The sequence below is a fragment of the Sorangium sp. So ce296 genome (genome assembly GCF_051529605.1).
GTDB lineage: Bacteria > Myxococcota_A > Polyangia > Polyangiales > Polyangiaceae > Sorangium > Sorangium cellulosum_D.
The window spans coordinates 11519172-11538744 of sequence record NZ_CP150325.1; the positions used below are offsets into that span (position 1 = coordinate 11519172).

The following is a 19573-nucleotide window of genomic DNA, read 5'->3' on the forward strand; positions in this document are numbered from 1 at the left end:
GCATGAGCCGTGCTCTTGCGGCGCGGCTCATGCCCACGCCGCGAGAAGCGCGTTCGCCGCGGACCGGCGGGCGCGACCACGCACGGGTGATCCGGTTCTGCCTCCGTCGAGCGGACGGCAGCAAGAACGGTGCGGCGCCCCGGGGCGCGCGCTAGCATCGTCCGTCATGACCGAGCCCGACGGGCGGCTGTACGCGCCGATTCCTCGGTGGACCCCGGGCGCTTCGCCGCTCTTCGCCGCGGCGCTGCTCCTCGGCGCGAGCGCTGCGGCGTGCGGCGGACGGGCGGCGGTGGCGCCTCCCGGAGGAGGTCCGGCGTCGCGCGACGGCGGCGGCGCTGCGCAGCCGTCGCTCACGGGGCCGGGAGGTCGAGCCGCGCAGGGGGCGCTCGTGACGATGGTCACGCCGTCGCTGCTGCTGCCGGATCTCGTCGGAGAGCGCGGCGTGGTGGCCAGCGAGGCAGGGGCCAAGCGGGTGCTCATCGATCGCATGCGCGCCGTCGCGCACGACGATGGATCGATCGAGCGCGCCGCCGATCTGCTGCCGTCGGGCCAGGTCACCGCGCTCAAGCTCCCGACGCGGCTCGGCGGCGGTTACCTGTTCTACGCGTCGAGCCGCGGCAGCGCGCAGCTCTGGCGGGCTCCCGCGTGGCTCGCCCCGCTCGATCCGCTCGTCCAGCTGCCGTCGGAGGCGAACGAGATCATCGCGGGGTTCGATCGACTGTACGCGCGGCTCTCGCACAGCCACCGGCTCTTCGCGATCGACGCGCAGACGGGCGCGGCGATGCCCCTCGGCCCGCTTCCACCGGCGAGCTCTTACGGACAGCTCGCGTTCGCCGACGGCTGGCGCGCCGTGGTCGAGGCCGATCTGCGCGGGATGCTCGTCACCTTCGACGCCGGGGCCACCTGGCGCGCGGTCGAGATCGACGCGCGGCCGACGTCGGTGGGCATCATCGGCGGCGACCCGGCGGTGATGACGGCGAACGGGTTCTACTCGGTCGACGCGCGCGGCAGCGTGACGTACCGGACCCTCGAGGCATCCGACGATGTGCAGGAGCTCCCGGCGCGCGTCCAGGGCCCGTTCGGTCGGCGCCCGCTGCGCGCCGCGGTCGAGGACGGTTGGCCCGACTCGATCGCCACCGCGGTGGTGGCCCGCGGCGGCGCCCTGGCGCGCGTCTCGCTGCGCGACGGCGCGGTCGTCGACGTCGCGACCGACGCCTACCCCGAGCGCGAGGCGACGTGCCATGCGCTCCGCACGGGCGCGTCGTTCGGCTTCGTCTGCGGCGAGCGCGAGGGCCCGACGACGCTCTACGCGTTCCAGCCGCCGCTCGGCATGCGCCGCCTGATGCGCTTCGACAAGCCCCGCTTCGTGTCCTCGAGCGGCAACGGCGCCCTGGTGATCCGCGGTTCGTGCGAGGAGGACGGCGACGTGCGTGACGGCCGCGCGTACTGCATCGTCGCCGCCGACGGAGGCACCCGCGAGATCCACGTGCGCGCGCCCGCCAGGGACGTCGGCGTCGAGCGCGTCGTCGCGCTCGCGGACGGCCGGGTCGCCGTCGTCTCGCCGCCTCGCCCCGGCGCGTCGGGGCAAGTCACGCTCCTCAAGGGGAGCGACGTCACCGCCGTCCCGTTGATCCTTCCGACCAAGCCTCGCAGCACGGCCCGCGAGCTGCAGCGCGGGATGTGGCTCGAGGGGTTCGAGGAGCGCGAGCCCGGCGTGCTCGGCGGCTGGGTCGAGGCAGGCGGCCCGATCGTTGGCGTCCGGATCGACGTGAAGAGCGGCGCCGTCAGCGCCGGGGCGCCGCGCCAGGACGCGACGGGTGCGATCCTCTCGGGGCGGTTCGCGCTCTCGCTGGGCGAGGGCGAGCGCGCCGCCGAGTCGACGGACGGCGGCATGACCTGGCGCGCGATCGAGGTGCCGGAGCGCGACGATGACACGGCGGCGTCCCGGACGCGCGCCTGCGGCCCTGTCGGCTGCGTCTTCAAGGGCTGGATCCGGGTCGGCTGGGGGAAGACGGCGCTCCCGGACGATCTCGCGGAAGCGAAGCCGCCGCCGGTGCTCCAGACGCCGCTGCGCGCGGGGAGCCCGATCGGGATGCGCTGCGAGGCGCTCGGCTCCTCGACCCCGCCGCTGCCGGACAGGCCGCCGGCCGCGCGCGCCGCGCGCGACGTCCCGACAGCGCGGGCGGCCGCGCGCCCGCAGGCCAAGGAGACGCCGGCCTCCGCGTGGGCACCGTTCCGCAACACCCCGCCGCCCGCGCTCGGCGCGGACGAGATCGGCTTCGACAACGGAGCGCCGTACGACATCGTGACGATGCGCGCCTATGCGTGGGGCAAGCGCGGCGCGGACTGGGCGCGCGCTGGGCGCTGGCTCATCCGCTTCGACGACCGCTTCGATCCGGAGGGCGGCGTGCGCTCCAGCGGCGTGAGCGCCTCACCCTGGTCGGATGAGGCGTCGGCCGCCGAGGCGCTCGGCGTCGCGACCCACGGGGCCGCGTCCTGGGGGGCGTACCTCGATCCCGGCGGGCGGGCTGCGTTGACCCACGTGTGCCGGGGCGCCGGATGCAACCTGTTCGCTGTATCCGAAGGGCTCCCGGTCCTTCCGTTGCGCGACAGCGCCGGCCGCGCGGGCAATTTCCTCCGGCCGTTTCCGAACGGCGCCGTGCGGCTCGGCGAGACCTGGTTCTTCGCGACGCCCGGCGGCTCGTACGACGCCGTGGCGCTGTGGCGCGCGGATCTCGGGATCGCGCGGCAGCTGGCGACGTACTATCGCCCGGGGCGCACGAGCTACGGCGCCGATCCGCCGCGCCTCGTCCGGCGCGCGCTGGGCGGCGGTGTCGGCCTGCTCATCTCGACGGCCCCGGACCCTGGCGTGCGCGCCGGCTCCTGGCACGTGCTCCCGATCGACCGCGACACGGGCGCGCTGGGCGAGGCGCTGCCGCTCGGCCGCAAAGATCTCGCGGACACACCGCTCGACCGCTGTCTCCCGGGTCAGGACGGCTGGCTCCTCGACACCAGCCTGGAGGGCTCACCGAGCTTCGATCTCGGCGGCAGCTACCCCTCCGTCGATGGCGCCGAGTTCCGGCTCCGCCTGGATCCCGGTAGCGCGTGCGTCGAGGCGATGTCGGTGAGGCTCCAGGGCACCTTCTCGAAGGCGCCCGAGAAGCAGCTCGACATCGCCGCGAACGCGATCCCGCTCGCGGCGACCGAGCGAGCGACGGGCCGGAGGTGGCGGCTGCGCTGCGAGCCGAAGGACGCGGGCAGGTGAGCCCTAGTTCGAGGTGACGTCGGCGGACACCGCGTTCACCTGTCCCTCGACGACCACCTCCTGGCCCGCTCCGTCGCGGATGGTTCCGAGCCAGTCTGCCGTCCAGGTGATCGGCGCCGCGGCGCTGTTCACCTGCGCCGGTCCCGAGGCGTTCACGATGATCTCGCCGATGATCCCGGCGGTCTTCGACGCCTCCACGCCCTCACGCCAGAGGAGCTTGAGCCCGCCCGCGCACAGCGTCGCCATGCAGTCGCTGTCGCAGCCGGCGTAGCCGCCGAGCCGCTCGCCCAGCGCCGAGCACTCCGCTGCGGCGGCGAGCGCCGCGGCGACGGACTCCGCCGTCGTCTCCGCTGCGGCCCCGAGCCCAGCCGCGCCGCCGACGTAACCGCTCGGGTCCCACGAGAGCGTCCCGGCGAGGCGGAGCACGTCGCCGGGATCCGCTGTCCACGACATGAGCTGCTCCGCGGGTACGCCCGCGCTGTCAGCGGTCACGCTGCCGAGCCAGCTCGTCTCGAAGAGCGCGCTTCCCGGCTCGTTCTCCAGCCCGCGCAAGTGGCCGTCGATCGCGAGCGGCGTATCGGCGAGCCCGGCGCGGGCCCATTCACCACACCGGTCGCGCAGGGAGACCGGGAGCGCGGCGAGGTGCGCCTGCGCCGCCGCGTCCCAGTCGCGCTCGAGCCGCTGCGCGGCGAACGCGGCCGCCTGCGCGGACGGCACCCCGCGCTGCATGGCGTCGAGCAGGGACGCGGTCTCCGCGCCGGCCGGCAAGAAATCGTCGATCAGCCGCTCGGTCGCTGCCTCGAGCAGCGCGTTCAGGCCATCGTTCGTCGCGAACGTCAGCTTCGCGTCGAGGCGCGTCGCCGCCAGATCGATCGGCAGGTCCTTGACCGGGACGTACACATCGCGGGCGGAGCCGGCCTGCAGCTCCCGCTCGCCCACGCAGCCCCACACGATCCGACCGCTGTGGAGCGCGACGGTGAGGCTCGGACCCACGGGGGCGCCGTCGATGAAGACCGGCTCGTCGGGACCGCCGTGCGCCACGAGCGCGCCGACCGGCGCCTGGGGCGCCGCGGTGGCGAGCTCCTCGCAGGTCGCCTCCGCGACGACGCTCGCCGTCCAGCTCTTCGCGACGCGCGTGCCCTGGTAGACCGGAATGACGCGCAGCGTGCCGAAGCCCTCGGCGCTCACCGACACGCCGAGCTCAGCGGACGGGCCGTCCTTCATGGCGGCGCGGAGCCGGAACGTGCTCCCCAGGTTCGAGGCGTGGAGCTGGACCGAGGCCCTGCCGCTGTCGTCCGCGATCGCCGTGGTGCGGTCGACCCAAGCGCCCGCAGCCTCACCGAGCAGGGTGAAGCTCACCTCGTAGGGGGCGGGCGGCTGGCCCGTGACCCACAGCGTGCGCAGCTCCCCCGGCGCGAGCTGAAGCGTGCCTGGCTCGTCGAACACCAGCGTCACCGGCCGAGAGGCATCCGGGGGAACATCGGCGCCCTCCGCGGCCCCATCGGTCAGGCGAAACGAGCAGGACGCCAGTCCGACCATGGCAACCCGGAGCGCCCAGTGCATCGAAGGCAAGTTCACCCGTGGAGTGTACCTCGCACCTCCATGGGCGAAAAGCCGAGGGCCGAGCGCAGAGCGGCTTCCCGGCGAGCCGTGGCCAGCGACGCTGACGATCGGCGATCGGCCGCAGGCGCAAGCGCGAGCGCGCACCGGGCGAGCCCGCGAGCGACGCCGCGACATCGCGGCCCCGTGAGGCGCGAGATGCGGCGCCGCGCGGGGCGGTGGGATGCGTGGAAGGCGGCGCAGGGCCGCGGAGGGAGGCGGTTACTTCACGTAGATCTGGGCGACGGCGAGGCCGCTGCCCCGGACGGTCATGACGGCCTTCGCCGGGCCGCCGACGGGGAGCGGGTTCTTGAAGCACTGGCCCTTGCCGCCGAGCGTGGCGTTCGGTCCGGTCGTGTTGTCCTGCGAGAGCACCACCGGGGGCAGCATCGGCGCGGGCTGCGCGACGATCTGCAGGTTGAGCTCCTGGACGCCGAGGCCCACGCCGATGATCGAGTAACACTTGCCCGGCTGGATGTTGAACGGCTGCTCGAGCGTCTGGCCGTCCTGGAACTGCCCGGCGAAGGCGCCGCCTTCCGGCTGCATGCCCTGGACCTCGGAGGCGGCCATCGCGGTGAGCACAGGGGTCGCGGCGCTCACGGCCGCGGGCGCGATCGGGGTCGCCTGCCCGGTGCTCGTGCCGGTCTGCGGCGTGGTGGGGGTCGTGGTGGGGGTCGTGGTGGCCGGCGGCGTGTATCCCGGCTGGGTGGTCGGCTGACCGTACTGGCCCGGCTGGGCGGGCTGACCGTACTGCCCGGGGGGGTACTGGCCGGGCGGGTAGGTAGACGCCCCGTACTGGTTCTGCATCTGCGACGGGTTGTTCGGCTCCGGGTCGCTGCCGCCGCAAGCGAGGGGCGCGAGGCCGAGCAGGGCCGCAGGGATGAGGACGTACAAGCGCATACGAGGCTCCTTCAGGGTTGTGCGGGGTGAGGCCACGACATTGGGACGCTCGCCGCACCCGCGGCGGCTCACGGCCGCTGGTCACGGTCGGTAAGACGGCTGAGGTGGGGGCGTGTTCTACAACGACTTGGCCGCGCGAGGCCAGACGCTGAGCTTTCGGCGAGCTGAAGCGTGCAGAGCGAGCGAAAAGCGGAGGTCGCTCCGGCAGCGGCCTCGGATCCGCGGAGCGCGCGGTCGACCGGCATGCGACGTCTGTGCCCACGGGAGAGGAGCGCACCGCGTCGCGCCGAGCGCCGCGGCCTGCCAGGCAGCGGTCGTCCGATCCATCGGCGGACGCGCTGAGCCCGGCCGATGTGGCCGTCCTCCCGTCGCGTCGACGTCGAGGAGGCGCCGAGCCGCCGTCGCATCCGCCCGCGGGCGCGTGGGATCCCTGCTTCCCGGATCGGACCCGTGGGGCGCGCTCGCCCAGTTGACGCGGGCGAAGGACGACACCAAAAACCCTGCCCTCAGCTGCGCGTCCGGCGCGCGGCGGTCACGTGGTCCGCCTGGCGATCCAAGGGTGATCCCGCTGCGAGCTCCGCCGGCCGGCACCGGATTCGGTCCGCCAGTCACGCGCCGCTTCCGTGGAGATTGAACAACGGGCGATCCCGCTCGCGGCGGGAAATCAGGAACGAGCCATGAGCGACATCCACCAGACGATCAAGGATACCGTCGAGAGCAACCGCGTCGTCCTCTTCATGAAGGGCACGAAGACCTTCCCGCAATGCGGATTTTCGGCGCGAGCCGTCGATATCCTGAAGAAGTGCGGCGTGGACTTCAAAGACGTCAACGTGCTGACCGACCCCTCGCTGCGCCAGGGAATCAAGGATTACTCGCAGTGGCCGACGATCCCGCAGGTCTACGTGGACGGGAAGTTCATCGGCGGCTCCGACATCCTGATGGAGATGTTCCAGTCGGGCGATCTGCAGAAGCTCCTGACGAAGCAGGGCTAGCCTAGCGCTGCAGGGCGCGAAGCCCGGCCGCCTCCAGGGCGCGGCGCAGGACCTCGTCGAACATGTCGCCGGTGAGCCGCCCGGTCTGGGTGTTCTGCTGGCTGACGTGGTAGCTGCCGAAGAGCCGCGCCTCCCCGGCGCCGCCGCGCGGGTCGGGGAGGCGCGCCTCCACGCCGTGCGCGAAGGGCGGCAGGCGCACGTCGGCCTCGGCGCGGGGTCGCGCGCGGTCGGCGGCGGACGCGCCGCGCGAGCGGGCGAGCGCGGCGACGGCGTCGTAGCCGATCTTGCCGAGCGCGAGATAGACGCGCGCGCGGTGCAGGGCGGTGAGCTCTCGCTCGATCCAGCCGCGGCACGCCGCGAGCTCGTCGGGCGTGGGCTTGTTGTCCGGCGGGGCGCAATGGCAGGGGGCGGTGATGAACACGCCCCGGAGCGAGAGCCCATCGTCGCGCGATACGCTCGTCGGCTGCGAGGCGAGCCCCGCTCGATAGAGCGCCGCGTACAGGAAGTCGCCCGATCGATCGCCCGTGAACATCCGGCCGGTGCGGTTCGCGCCGTGCGCGGCCGGCGCGAGCCCGACGATCACGAGCGGCGCCTCCGGATCGCCGAAGCCGGGCACGGGGCGGCCCCAGTAGGTCTGGTCCCGGTAAGCGCGCCGCTTCTCTCGCGCGATGTCCTCGCGCCACGCCACGAGCCGCGGGCAGCGGCGGCACTCGACGAGCTCCGCCGCGATCTCCTGGAGCGCGCGCGCCGCGCCGCCGCGGCTCACGCGGGCTCTCCGCTCGATCCGGTCGAGGCGCCGCCCTGCGCGGCGTCGAGGACGCTGCCCTGCGCCAGGTCGAGATCGCGCTCCACCACGCGCGTCTCCACGACCGGGCGCGGCGGAGGCGCGGCGCGTTCGGCCACATCGCTTTGCTCGCCGGCCACCATCCCGGTGACGATGCGGTCGAGCACCGCGTCGAAGCGCAGGCGGTTGAAGCGCGCGCCGCTCGCCAGCCAGTCGATGTGCCCGCCCTTGCCGGGGAAGTGGCCGACGATGTCCAGGTGGTCGGCCTTGCCGGCCCAGATGAGATCCCCCCAGACCTGCGAGGCGAGCGGGACCACGCCGTCGTTGGCGTCCGGCGGCGGCAGCTCGCCGAGGACGCGCGCGAGCTTCTGCTCGATCGAGCCGTCGTGCGAGCGACACGGGTAGTGCTCGTCCAGGCGGGCCGTGATGTTCGAGAGCGCGGTGAAGATGGCGGCCGACATGGCGCCCCACGGCGAGCGCAGCGCCGACACCCAGTCGCGGACGGCGTTGCGCGGCGCGTACGTCGCGACGCTCTGGTAGCGCAGGCCCGCGCGGTCCTCCAGGCCGGCGTGGAGCAGATCCATCGCCTCGGGCATGAGCTGGACGATGGCGCCCTGGTCGTCGCGCAGGAGCTTGAGCCAGGCGCGCAGCTCGCGGCTCGACGCGTCGTCGAGCACGCGGATGAAGCTCTCGACCGATCGATCGACGAGCTCGATCTCGAAGAAGCCGAGCTGCGCCCGGCCGAGCGCGGCGACGAGCGCAGAGGCGGCCGCGAGCGGCGGCGCGCCGAGCTTGAGGCCGGCCACCGTGAGCGCCGTGACGGCGTAGAGCAGGCGCTGGCCGCTCACCGTGGCGAAGAACGCGGCGAGCGGCGTGCCGAAGTGGGGCGTGTTGATCGTGGTGACGGACCGCAGCCGGCTCGTCCAGCCGAGCCGGCGGTGCGCGTTGCCGGGCAGGCGCACCGTGGGGGAGGCCACGAGGCGGGCGTCGAGGCCCCCGGTCGAGTGGCCGACGATGTGGATCGGGCCACCGTCGTCTCCGGCGCTCTCGTCCACGAGGCGGGCGAGCTTCGCGGCCCGGCGGAGGATGGATGCCGTCGGGTGCACCTCGCAGACGTGGATCTCGACGGCGCGGCCGCGATCGCGGAAGCGCTCCTCGATCGCGCGGATGAAATGCTCGAAGTACTCGAGGGAGCCCAGGGTGGCGAACCCGAACATGCCTGGCGATAGGTAGACGCGCGTCTTCTGCACGCGCGGGAATGTGCCATTTCCATCGCCCTTCCGCGGCATTTCCCGCGCCGCCCCGGCGCCCCCCGCGCCCGCGCCCGAAAGCCCCGGGCGCTCGGCAAAGTTGCGACGGCATGCCGCCAGGAAATCCGGGTACTCTGCGATCGTGGACGACTCCAGCGCGCGGGAAATCGAGGCGGCTGTCCAGGAGGCCTTGGGCCTGTTCGGAACATCGGGCGCGGTGAGCGTCCAGGGGAGGCAGATCGCGCTGCACGGTCGCGGGGCGCCGGTCGTGATCGATCTGGAGCAGCTGGTCGAGCAGTGGCCGCTCCTGCCGCAGGACCTGCGCACACGCAAGGCGTCCGACCTCGCGCGGCGGCTCGCGCAGGCGCACCGCGCGGTGAGCTCGCTGGCGCCGCCCGCGCCGATCGCGCCGGTGCGGCCGGCGCGGCACATCGTCATCCCCATCGGCGCCGTGGTGCTCGCGATCGTCGGCGTGCTCGTCGCGGTGCGCCTGCTTCGATCGCGGGAGGCGCCGGCCGCCTTGCCGGCCGCGCCGGAGACGACCGCCGGCGAGGACGCGGCGCGGAACGCGCGCACCTGCGAGGCAGCTCGCAAGCGGATCTACTCGGGGGCGTCGATGGGGCCGTTCGAGCTCGCGGGCTGGGTCGCCGAGCTCTGGCTGGCGACGCCGCGCGGCTTCGGCGCGGCGCAGGCCACCGCCGGCGCGGCGGGGCAGGAGGCCGTCTCCGCCGCGTCGGTGGGGGTGGGGGCGCTCGTCGCTCAGGGCAAGCTGACGGGGGCCGCCGACGCAGAGCTCGCGGCGATCACCGACGGGCTCGTCGAGATCGTCCCCGGCTTCGACGAGGCGGAGGCAGGGCGCTCGCCGTCGTGGCGCGCCGTCATCGCCCGGTTCTCCGGCGGATATGCGCGGGCGTACTTCGATCCCGCGCTCCGGGCGCGCTTCGTCGCGCTCGCCGATCGCATGGCCGACGCGGCGAGCGCTGAGCTCGGCGCCCTGTACGCGCGCTGCGCGCACCTGCCGTACCACGACGCGGGCGCCTGGTTCCGCGGCCGGGATCCAGCGGCCGCGGCGACGGCGCTCGTGTATGCGTCCGGCGTCTTCGCCGAGATGCCGGCGGTCGATCGAGGCGCGCTGGCCGCGCTGCACGGGGCGGGGCAGATCGACGCGCTGCGGAGCGCCGGCGCCTCGCTCGACGCCGCGGCCCTGGGCAAGCTGGTCGGGGCGCACGGCGGCGGCATCGCCAAGGGCGGGGCGGACGCCGTCGTGATCACGTTTCCCGTCGGCGGGCCGACCCGGGCGACCAGCGCGAGCCGCTTCGTCGCGCGCAAGCTGCAGGTCGGCGTGGGGCAGGACTGAACGATCACTCGCCCGCGGCGAAGCGCACGATCGAGTAGACGCGGGCCCCGTCGCCGGCCCGCTGCGCGAGGAGCGTCCGGCCGCCCAGGAAGTCCAGCTCGACGACGAAGGCGAAGCCGGCGATCTCGCCGCCCTGCTTGCGCGCGAGCTCAGCGGCGGCCGACGCCGTGCCGCCGGTCGCGAGCAGGTCGTCCACGACGAGGACCCTGGCCCCCGGGTGGATCGACCCCTTGTGCATCTCCAGCTCCGCCGTGCCGTACTCGAGCGCGTACGCCACCCGATCGGTCGCGGCCGGGAGCTTGCCGGGCTTGCGCACGGGCACGAAGCTCGCGTTCAGCCGGGCCGACAGCGCGCCGCCGAAGATGAAGCCGCGGGACTCGACGCCGACCACGACGTCGACGTGCTCCCCGATGTAGCGCTGGGCCAGGAGATCCAGCGTGATGTGGAACGCCCGCGGGTCGGCGAGGAGCGGCGTGATGTCCTTGAAGAGGATGCCGGGCTTCGGAAAATCCGGGACGTTGCGGAGGTGGGCCTTGAGGTAGCGGAGCGCGTGCTCGGAGGGCAGGGCGTCGTGGTTGAACATGGCGCCGAGCGTAGGCGAGCGCACCCGAGCCGGAAAGCGATCGAGGGCGACGCTCGCGCCGTCAGGCGGCGCGGCCGTCGTTGAGCTCCGCGGCGATCGTCCGCGCGACGCCCTCGTGCTGCGCCGCGAACAGGTCGAGGGTCAGCGGGGTGACGCTGACGGCGCCCTCGTCGTAGGCCTCCGTGTCCGAGCCGGGGACGAGGTCGTGACGCACGCCCGCGCCGCCGATCCAGAGGTACTCGTGCCCGCGCGGATCCTGGCGAAAGATCACCTCCTCGGTGTAGAGGCGCGCGCCGATGCGCGTGGCGCGCACGGGCCAGCTGCTGCCCGCGGGGATGTTGACGTTGAGCAGCGGCGCCGGCCGGCGCGCCTCCTGCCCGGCGGCCCGGTGGAGGGCGAGGGCGAGCTGCACGCCGAGCGCCGCCGCGTCCGGGCGCGACGCGCCCGCGTCGGCGGAGAGCGCGATCGAAGGGATGCCGCGGAGCGCCCCTTCGCGCGCCGCGGCCACGGTGCCCGAGTAGAAGATGTCCGAGCCCAGGTTGAGCCCGTGGTTCATGCCGGACACGACCAGATCCGGGCGGCGCGGCAGCACGCGCGCGCCGGCGTGGAGGGCCACGTAGATGCAGTCGGCGGGCGTCCCGTCGACCGCGAACACGCCGGGCGCGGCCTCCAGCAGCCGGAGGACGCGGTGCAGGCTCAGGGAGTGGCTCGTCGCGCTCTGGTTGACCGCGGGGGCGCACACCACCACGTCAGCGTGCTGGGCGAGCTCGTCGCGCACCGCGATGAGGCCCGGGGCCGAGTAGCCGTCGTCGTTGGAGAGGAGGATCAGAGGGCGCATGCGTTCGCTCGATGCTCCGGATCAGCGGCCGAGCAGGCGCCTCGCGAACGCGGCGACGAGCTCGACCAGGGCGCCGATACGGCCGAAGAAGCCGGCTCCACCTCGCGCCCGCGCCATCGCGAAGGCGACGGTCCGGAGCGATGGCGTATAAGGGTACCACCACAGCTCGCTCTTCGCTCTGCTCCGATCCTCGAGGACGAAGCGGGGCCGCGTCAGATCCGCGAGCGCGTGCGGGCTGCTCGTGACGCCGTGGCCGCTGTCGCCGGTCCCCGTCCATGGAGCGGCCGGGAGCGCGCCCGTGAAGCCGTGGTTGTTGATCGTCACCACGCCCGACCGCAGCCGCCGGGCGAGCGCGTGGGCTCGCTCGTAGCCGCGCGTCCACAGGCTGGTCGTGAGCGCGAAGCGGGACGCGTTGGTGCGCGCGATCGCCTCGTCGGCGCTCTCCACGACGATCACGGGGAGGATGGGGCCGAAGGTCTCGTCCTGGAGCAGCGGCGTGTCCTCGCGATCGAGCTTGATCACCGTCGGCGGGAAGGCGAGCGATCCCGCTTCCGGCGCGCCGCCGGCGAGGATCTCCGCCCCGCCCTCGACGGCCGCGTCGAGCTGGCGCCGCACGATCTCGGCCTGGCGCGCGGTGGTCATCGCCCCGACGTCGACGCCAGCTCGCAGCTGCCCGGTGAGCGCGACGACGCGCGCGATGAAGCGATCCGCGATCGCCTGCTCGACGTAGACGCGCTCGATCGAGGCGCAGTTCTGTCCGGCGTTCGTGAAGGCCCCCCAGACGACGCCGCGCGCGGCGCGCTCCAGGTCGCAGTCGCTCAGCACGACGGCGCTGTCCTTGCCGCCGAGCTCCAGCGACGTCGGGACGAGGCGCTCGGCGCACGCGACGGCGATCTTCTTGCCGGTGGCGACGCTGCCGGTGAAGACGACGAGATCCACGCCGGCCTCGATGAGCGCGGCGCCGACGTCGCCGCCGCCTTGCGCGACGGTGAGGACGCCGTCCGGGAGCAGCCCGTCGAACAGCGACGCCACGAGCGCGCCGGCGCGCGGCGTGACCTCGCTCGGCTTGAAGACCACGGCGTTGCCCGCGAGCAGCGCCGGCACGATGGTGCGCAGCGGGATCGCGACGGGGTAGTTCCAGGGCGTGATGAGCGCGACGACGCCGCGCGGGTCCCTCCGGATGCGCCCGGCCTTGCCGGGGTAAGCGAGCGCGTCGAGATCGACGGGGGCCTCGTCGAGGAGCTCCTCGATGGACACGGTCCAGTAGTCGACGAGATCGGCGTTCGGCAGCACCTCGGCCAGCGCGGCCTCTTCGATCGGCTTGCCGCACTCGCGGTGCAGGAGCGTCGCGATCTCTTCGGCCCGCGCGAGCAGGCGCCTCTTGACCTTCGCGACGCGCTCCGCCCGCTCCCGGATCGGGACCTCGGCCCAGGCGACCTGCGCCGCCCGCGCGCGCGCGACGATCGCCGCGACGGCGCTCGGCGCTGTCGCCGCGACGTCGTCGAGGAGCTCGCCGCCTGCAGGGCTGCGCATCGGGAACGGTCCAGCGCTCGCCGCAGCGGGCGCCGGCGAGGCCGCGGCTTCGCTCGCCGCCGCGCCTGCCTCACCGGGATGGGCAGCCGTCTTGGAGTCCATGGAGCGCCGAGCCTAGCACTGCGCTTCCGCCCCCCTGCAGGGCGAGCAGTCGCCCTCGAGGGCGCAGGGGCGGCGACGGGCCGGCGCGGGATGGGGCGGCTACGGAGCGGGATCGGCCGCCGGGGCGGCAGGCGTGGTCTCTTCGGCGGGGGCGGGGGCCGAGCCCTCGTTGTCGGGAGCGGCTTTGCGCTTGGTCGGCCGCTCCTGCGACGGGCTCGCCGCGGTGGGCTCGATCGCGACGACGGTCTGCTTGCGGCAGCCGACGATGACCGCCTGGCCTGCGGAGAGCCACGCGGGCGTCGACGCCTTGTCGGTCGTCAGCTTGCCGAGCCGCACGTAACGCGTCCCGCAGGGCACGTCGAGCGTCTCGCCCGTGTTTCCGGCCAGCGAGCCGTTCACGTACACCGACGCCTGCTGGGACGAGTTGACCAGCAGGTGCCCACGGGTCGACGGCAGATCCTCCGCGCTGCCCGAGGCCGGCGCCGAGCTCGCGGCGGGCGCCGCGGTCTCGGCGGGCGCCGCGGTCTCGGCGGGCGCCGCGGTTTGCGCCGCCGACGGCGCGGGCGCGGTCTCGGCGGGCGCGGCGGTCGGCGCCTGCGCCGTGTCCTGCGGCTGCGCGGTCACGTCCTGCGTCGCGCCCGGGGAGGTGTCGGGGGCGACGTTCGGGAGGGGCGCAGGCTCGGAGCCGAACAACCCGAGCCGATGCGCGACCGCCGCGCCGCCCACGAGGAGCACCACCGCCGCGATGACCAGGCCCACGCGGGAGCGCGGGCGCGGCGACGGGCGATCGGTGACGCTGACGCTGGCGTCCGCGGGCGGTCGCGTGGTGACGCGCTCGGACGGCTTCAGCTCCCTCTCCGCGGGGATGGGCGGGTCCTTGGTGATGACCTTCGGCAGGAGATCGCGATCGACCGGCTTCGGCCTGGGCTTGGCGTCCGCCTCCTCGCTCGCCACCTTGGGCAGCACGCCCGGCGGCGCCTCGACGGTCTCTTGATCCTGGATCGACCGCGCGAGCGCCTGGGCCTCGGACCGCGCGGAGCGCACGGCCGTCTCCTCGTCTTCGAGGCCCTCGGGGCGAGAGCGGATGACCGTGGGCTCGTCCTCGAGCATGCCGCGGATCACGGTCGGCTCGTCGTCGACCATCTCGCGGCTGAACTCGTGCTCGCCGGCGGGCTCCCCGATCGCGCGCCGCGTGGCGGCGGCGATCTGCTCCGGCGCCTTGGGGGTGACCGGCTCGCCGGCCGACGGTGAGCGGGCCGTGACCGTGTCCAGCGCGGAGGCGCCCTCCCTGCCGACGGGTGTGGTCGTGGCGTGCGTCGCGAAGGGCGCCTCGGCGCGATCGAGCAACGAGCTGCGCGCGGCCGCTTCCGGCCTGCGCTCGGCGGGGAGCTTCAGCGCGGCGCCCGGCCTTTGCGCGGGCTCCGGCTCGTCGGGGAGGAGCCCCGCGAACGAGAGCTCGCTGTCGCCCTCCGCGACCTTCGCCCTCGCCGCAGGGTCCTCGTGCGGGAAGAACGGCTTCCCCTCTGCGCGCGGGCTGGAGCCGCGCGCGGGGGGCACCGCCGGGCCGGCAGCGGCCACGTCCTTGCCCAGCGCGGCGGTCCTGGCGACCTTGGCCGCGGGCCTGGCCGCGTCCCTCGGCTTCGGCTCGGCGGGCTCCGCGGGCGGGCGATAGGTCTCCTGCGGGCCGGCGTCGCGGGCCTCGGCCCGCGGCAGATCGAGGGGAGCGCCGGGCCTCGCGGCCTGCCTTCCGGGGGAGCTGGGAGGCGGCGCGGGGATGCGCGCCGGCGTCGCGGCCGCGGGCGTGGCGGTCGCCGGCTTGCCGGCCGGCGCCTTGGCTCCGCTCGCGGCGGGCGTGGCCGCCGGCGTCTTCACCGCAGGCTGCGGCGGCGTCTTCGCGGTGGGCTGCGGCGGTGCCTTGGCGGCGGCCGCCGGCTGCCTCGCCGCGCCGGCGGTCTGCGACGCCTGCGCGGCGACCTGGCGCGCATCGCCGGCCGGGCCGTCGAGGCTGCCGACGTCGTCCAGGGCCGGCTCTGCGCCGCGCGGCGCCGACAGCCCGGCCGCGGCGACCGCGCTGGCCGCGGCTGCCGGCCGTGCTTCGTTCGCCGGCGACGTTTCCGCCGCGGTCAACCTGGCGTCGGGCAAGGCCGCGCCCGCCGTGTCGTTGGCGATGGCGCCGGGCGCCTCGCCGCGGTGCGGGACGAGCTCGGCGGAGACCGGGAGCTGCGACCGGGTTCGAGGCGCAGCGGCGTTCCGCTGCACCCGCTGGAGGAGCGCTTCGAGGGTGGCGACTTTCTCTGCGACGTTCACGCCCCGCCAGCATATCGCGGCTCGGCGCGGGTTACATCATTCGCGGTGAGGGGGGCGCGATCCGGGCGGGCTCCGCGGCGGAAATCCAGCCGGGGAGCCGGCGGGGAGGGGGGTCAGAGGGTCTCGAGGTAGGCGATCAGATCGTCGATCTGGTCCGCGTCGAGGTGGGATGTCTTGCCGTGCAGGTCGCCGCCGCCGCAGGTGGTGTCGGTGAACCGGTCGCGCAGCGTCGCGGCGCAGCCGTTGTGCATGAAGGGCGCGCGCGCGCCGATGCGGACCAGCGACGGCACCTGGAAGGGCTTGCCCGTGCCGACATCGAACGACTGGTTGTTCGTGAGCTGGGCGCCCGCGTGGCAGCGCGCGCAATCCACGGCCTTGTCGTGGAAGAGGGCTTCGCCCCGCGCCACCGCGTTCTGGTCAGGCACCAGCGACACTGGCGGCGCCGGGAGGCTGTCGATCCACCGGGCGAAGAGGTTCACCCGGCGGGGCCCCTGGTGCACGCCGCCCATGCGCCGCTCGAACACCTCGTCCATGATGGCCTCGATGCCCGACATGTCGCCGTCCCAGTGGAACGGCGCGGTGTTGAGGATCCCGCCGCTCATGAACTGGGTGCGCCGAGGACCGATCGGGTTGAAGACCCACGTGTGGCCGTCCTCGCCGCCTTCCGGATGGCACGACGCGCAGGCCATCGGGCCGGACGCGTTCCTGTGGAACATCTCGTGACCGGTGTCTCTCCGGCTCTCGCCGGGGAGCGTGATGACGCGGTTGCTGGAGATGCCAGGGGTCCCGAGCACGTGGATGGCCGCGGGCTCGCGCGTCTGCACGATCACCGCGTTGCCGGCGAACGCGACGGCGGTGGGCTCGCCGTCCACCGCCACCCGCTGCTCCGCATCGATGCAGGTCCCCTCGCCGTTGTTGAAGCCCGCCCCGTCCCCGAAGTCCATGAGCGCGTTCGCGTTCAACATCGTCGAGGTGGTGATGAGGACCTCGCTCCTGCCTGCCGCGACGACGGCGTACGACATGCCGTCGGCCGACACCGCGAGATCGACCGGGAGGGTCGCGGACGGGAAGGCAGGGGAGATCCTCGGGCGCTCGGTGGAGCCGGCGGCCCCGACCTCGGTCACCGTGCTGTGCACGATGCTCCCGTCGCACCCGCCGGAGCTGTAGCCCCCCTCGACGACCTCGACGGGCGCGACGAGGGCGCGCTGATGCACGACCGCGACGCCGCCGGACGGCAGGCCGACCGTACGCCAGGCGACGGTCGGCGCGAACTCCTGCCCAAACAGGTTGAAGTGCGGGAGCTTCTGCCGCTCCGCGACGCTGCCGTCCGCGCTGACGGTGAGCAGCTCCGTCGAGCGGAACTTGCTGACCAGGAGGCGATCCCCGTCCACGACCACGTCGCGCAGGTCGCGGTCGAGCTGCAGGTGGCGCGTCGCGGCTCCGCGGGCCGCCGGGAGCGTCATGAGCTCGCCGCCGAGGCACGCGACGTGGAGCGCGTCGGTCCTTGCGTCGTACGCGATCCCCCTCGGGGCCGCGCAGACCGCGCGCCGGCCGACGATCTTCCCGCTGTCCGCGTCGATCGTGACGACCGCGCCGCCGCGGCGGAGCGCGACGTGGAACCGCCCCGCGCCGTCCTCCACGACCCGGCCCGGCTCGTCGCCCTTTTCCAGGGCGATCTCCGCGAGCAACCGCTGTCCCTCGAGGTCCACGACCCACACCCGGTCGCGATCCGGGTCCGCGGCGACCGCCCGCGCAGCGCTCTTGCTCACGGCGAGCGTCCCGCCGCTGATGGCGGGGGGCGGCTCCGCCGCGATCGCGACGCTGCTGGGATCATCGACCTGGGGGGGCTCGTCCTCACCGAGCTCCCATGGTGCGCAGGCGGCAAACGATGATGCGGTCGCGAGGATGGCGAGCATCGGGGAGAAGCTGCGGCGCGATGCAAGCAGTCTATGCATGTGAGGCCCTCCGGTCGCCGCCAAGCAAGATGGCGGCCACTTGGTGAGATGTTCTTCCATTCGATAGTGCGCCGCAATAAGCGTTGCCTCCGGGGAAGCGACGGATTTCTGCCATCCACAGAGCGCGCGTGGACGGTACGAACCGTCGTTGGGACGCGGGGCTCCCTCCCCGGAGTCGGCCGTCATGTCCCGGCTGTCCTGGCCCATTGCGGCACGGCATGACGAACACGTCAGACCACGTCGCCAGCGCGGTCTTGGCCCGCGCCGGGCGCCTCCTCGGATTCATGCGCGCTCGCGCGGCGACACGCGCCGTGCGCCGAGCGCGCCGGCTGCCCGGTCACGTTCGCGCGAGGGCGAGGCGAGCGATCGCCGAGGCGTGACGCGCGCGATCGCCTGCGATCTTGACGGGTGCTTTCACCGCCCATAAGTGACCCACCGGTCATGAAAAGCACCGCACCCTCGTCTCGACGCAGCATCTCGCTGGCCTCGACGCTCGCCGGGCTGCTCGCCCTCGGGCTCATCGCACCGCCCGCCGCGGCGCAGCCGGCCGCTCCGCCCCCGGCCGCCCCGCAGCCCGCGCCCGCGCCTCCCGCTGCCGGTCAGCCGCAGCCCCCCCAGGCTCCCGTCGCTGCGGCGCAGCTGCCGGCGCCGAAGGCCGATCCGCTCGCCACCGCGCTCGCCCCCCAGCCGGGAGGGCTGACGCCGGACGAGTTCGCGAAGATCGCCCTGCAGACGCACGCGTCGCTTCGCGCCAAGCAGGCCGAGCTCAGGGCCGCGTCCGCGCGGGTCGACCAGGCGGCGGTGAACTTCTTTCCGCGCATCACCCTCACAGGCAGCTACATGCGCCTGTCCGAGGTGGAGCAGAACCCGCAGCTGGCGCAGTTCGGCCTGGGCGCGCAGATCCTCAACCAGTATTCGCTGTCGGCGAGCCTGGCGGTGCCCATCTCGGACTACGTGCTCCGCATCTCCCAGGGATATGCGGCGGCGTCCCACTCCGAGACCGCGAAGAAGCTCGAGGTGCAGGCCGAGGCCTTGAAGATCGCCGCCGACGCGAAGATCTCCTTCTTCAACTGGGTCGGGCTGAAGGGGCTCGTCGTCGTCCGGGACGAGGCCGTGTCCCAGGCGAAGGCGCACCTCGTGGACGCGCAGCGCACGTTCGAGGTGGGGCTGCTCTCGCGGGCGGACGTGCTCCGTCTCGAGGCGCAGGTGGCGAACGCGGAGCAGCTGCTCACCGAGGCCCAGGCGACGCTCCTCGTCGCCGACGAGCAGATCCGGATCGCGCTCGGAGCGGCGGCGCAGGGCAGGCCGCTCACGGTCGGGATCGACGTCATGACCGGCAGCGTCGCCGCGCAGCCGCCGGCCCAGCCGCTCCCCACGCTGCAGGAGGAAGCGTTCTCGAAGCGGCTGGAGATCCGCGCGCTGGACGAGACGCTGTACTCGCTCAAGAAGTCGGAGCAGCTCACGCGGGCCGGCTACTTCCCGCGCCTGGATGCGGTCGCCGACGTCACGTACGCGAACCCCAACCAGCGCATCTTCCCGGCGCGGGAGGAGTTCGACCTGACGTGGGCCGCCGGCGCCCGCGCCACGTGGGTCCTCAACGACATCGCGACGACCGCGGCGGCTTCCGCCGAGGCGAGCGCCCGGACGGCGCAGGTCGCGGAGCAAAAGGCCGTGCTGCGCGACGGGCTCCGGATGGAAGTGGCCCAGGCCTACACCGACGTGAGCAAGGCCGCGCGCAGCATCGAGACCGCGGAGCGGCAGCTCGCGGCGGCCGTGGAGGCGATGCGCGTCAAATCGGAGCTGTTCCGGGCCGGGCGCGCGACGAGCACCGACCTCGTGGACTCGGAGAGAGAGGTCACGACGGCGCGGCTGCTGCAGCTCAACGCGCGCGTCGGGGCGCTGGTCGCGAAGACCCGGCTGGACCACGCCCTCGGGCGCGACGCGAACGCCGTGAAATGACCGGACGGCGCGCGTCGTCTTCGCTTGCGCGGCCCACCCGGCCGGAGTAGGGAAGGCGTGCGCCGCTGCAGCGCGGGTTCCTGCGGCGCTTCCGCGGGCACCGCCCGCACTCTCCCTCACCGGCCGAGGTAGCGCGTCCACGGTGCGCG

13 protein-coding genes are annotated in these 19573 nt (G+C 74.1%); 4 read left to right on the top strand and 9 right to left on the bottom strand.

Annotation, left to right across the window (positions count from 1 at the left end):
- The first annotated feature begins 166 nt into the window (after nt 1-166).
- Complete coding sequence (locus tag WME98_RS42525; RefSeq protein WP_437947362.1) at nt 167-3265, top strand: hypothetical protein; 3099 nt, start codon at nt 167-169, stop codon at nt 3263-3265.
- Nucleotides 3266-3268: 3 nt separating this feature from the next.
- On the opposite strand, the gene WME98_RS42530 is transcribed toward WME98_RS42525, so the two are convergent.
- Together WME98_RS42530 and WME98_RS42535 are read right to left on the bottom strand one after the other, a co-directional pair.
- Complete coding sequence (locus WME98_RS42530) at nt 3269-4843, bottom strand: hypothetical protein (RefSeq protein ID WP_437947364.1); 1575 nt, start codon at nt 4841-4843, stop codon at nt 3269-3271.
- Between the two features lie 243 nt (nt 4844-5086).
- Nucleotides 5087-5764 (bottom strand): hypothetical protein, encoded by a 678-nt coding sequence (locus tag WME98_RS42535; protein ID WP_061622480.1) that lies wholly within the window; start codon nt 5762-5764, stop codon nt 5087-5089.
- A 677-nt stretch (nt 5765-6441) separates the two neighbouring features.
- On the opposite strand from WME98_RS42535, the gene grxD reads away from it, so the two are divergent.
- Nucleotides 6442-6756, top strand: coding sequence for a Grx4 family monothiol glutaredoxin (gene grxD, locus WME98_RS42540; RefSeq protein WP_061622479.1), 315 nt, complete (start codon nt 6442-6444; stop codon nt 6754-6756).
- Nucleotide 6757: 1 nt separating this feature from the next.
- Here the strand turns inward: grxD and WME98_RS42545 are convergent, their stop codons facing one another.
- Together WME98_RS42545 and WME98_RS42550 are read right to left on the bottom strand one after the other, a co-directional pair.
- Entirely contained in the window at nt 6758-7522 is a 765-nt protein-coding gene (locus WME98_RS42545; protein WP_437947366.1) for a uracil-DNA glycosylase, read from the bottom strand.
- The gene (locus tag WME98_RS42550; RefSeq protein WP_437947367.1) at nt 7519-8790 is read right to left on the bottom strand and encodes an esterase/lipase family protein; all 1272 of its coding nucleotides are present in this window, start codon (nt 8788-8790) and stop codon (nt 7519-7521) included. The genes WME98_RS42545 and WME98_RS42550 overlap by 4 nt, the downstream gene beginning before the upstream one ends.
- A 142-nt stretch (nt 8791-8932) precedes the next feature.
- Here WME98_RS42550 and WME98_RS42555 point away from each other — a divergent pair, with 142 nt between their 5' ends.
- On the top strand, nt 8933-10147 hold the full coding sequence (locus WME98_RS42555) for a hypothetical protein (RefSeq protein ID WP_437947368.1): 1215 nt from the start codon (nt 8933-8935) through the stop codon (nt 10145-10147).
- Between the two features lie 4 nt (nt 10148-10151).
- Here WME98_RS42555 and WME98_RS42560 read toward each other — a convergent pair whose 3' ends face one another.
- The 5 genes from WME98_RS42560 to WME98_RS42580 form a co-directional block, all read right to left on the bottom strand.
- Nucleotides 10152-10754 carry an adenine phosphoribosyltransferase gene (locus WME98_RS42560; protein WP_437947369.1) on the bottom strand — a complete coding sequence of 201 codons (603 nt, stop codon included), beginning with the start codon at nt 10752-10754 and terminating at the stop codon, nt 10152-10154.
- A gap of 37 nt (nt 10755-10791) precedes the next feature.
- On the bottom strand, nt 10792-11568 hold the full coding sequence (surE, locus tag WME98_RS42565; protein ID WP_437947370.1) for a 5'/3'-nucleotidase SurE: 777 nt from the start codon (nt 11566-11568) through the stop codon (nt 10792-10794).
- A 21-nt stretch (nt 11569-11589) separates the two neighbouring features.
- Entirely contained in the window at nt 11590-13203 is a 1614-nt protein-coding gene (locus tag WME98_RS42570; RefSeq protein ID WP_437947371.1) for an aldehyde dehydrogenase family protein, read from the bottom strand.
- Between the two features lie 99 nt (nt 13204-13302).
- On the bottom strand, nt 13303-15510 hold the full coding sequence (locus WME98_RS42575; protein WP_437947372.1) for a hypothetical protein: 2208 nt from the start codon (nt 15508-15510) through the stop codon (nt 13303-13305).
- 113 nt (nt 15511-15623) lie between these two features.
- Nucleotides 15624-17465: a cytochrome-c peroxidase gene (locus WME98_RS42580; RefSeq protein ID WP_437947373.1), complete on the bottom strand. Its 1842-nt coding sequence runs from the start codon at nt 17463-17465 to the stop codon at nt 15624-15626.
- Nucleotides 17466-17906: 441 nt separating this feature from the next.
- Here WME98_RS42580 and WME98_RS42585 point away from each other — a divergent pair, with 441 nt between their 5' ends.
- Nucleotides 17907-19424, top strand: a complete 1518-nt coding sequence (locus WME98_RS42585; protein ID WP_437947374.1) for a TolC family protein — start codon at nt 17907-17909, stop codon at nt 19422-19424.
- Nucleotides 19425-19573: the final 149 nt, after the last annotated feature.

Bases quoted from the DNA above. Each gene is read 5' to 3' on its own strand.
- WME98_RS42525 (WP_437947362.1), top strand. From the start codon at position 167: ATGACCGAGCCCGACGGGCGGCTGTACGCGCCGATTCCTCGGTGGACC.
- WME98_RS42535 (WP_061622480.1), bottom strand. From the start codon at position 5,764: ATGCGCTTGTACGTCCTCATCCCTGCGGCCCTGCTCGGCCTCGCGCCC.
- grxD (WP_061622479.1), top strand. From the start codon at position 6,442: ATGAGCGACATCCACCAGACGATCAAGGATACCGTCGAGAGCAACCGC.
- surE (WP_437947370.1), bottom strand. From the start codon at position 11,568: ATGCGCCCTCTGATCCTCCTCTCCAACGACGACGGCTACTCGGCCCCG.
- WME98_RS42570 (WP_437947371.1), bottom strand. From the start codon at position 13,203: ATGGACTCCAAGACGGCTGCCCATCCCGGTGAGGCAGGCGCGGCGGCG.
- WME98_RS42580 (WP_437947373.1), bottom strand. From the start codon at position 17,465: ATGCATAGACTGCTTGCATCGCGCCGCAGCTTCTCCCCGATGCTCGCC.
- WME98_RS42585 (WP_437947374.1), top strand. From the start codon at position 17,907: ATGAAAAGCACCGCACCCTCGTCTCGACGCAGCATCTCGCTGGCCTCG.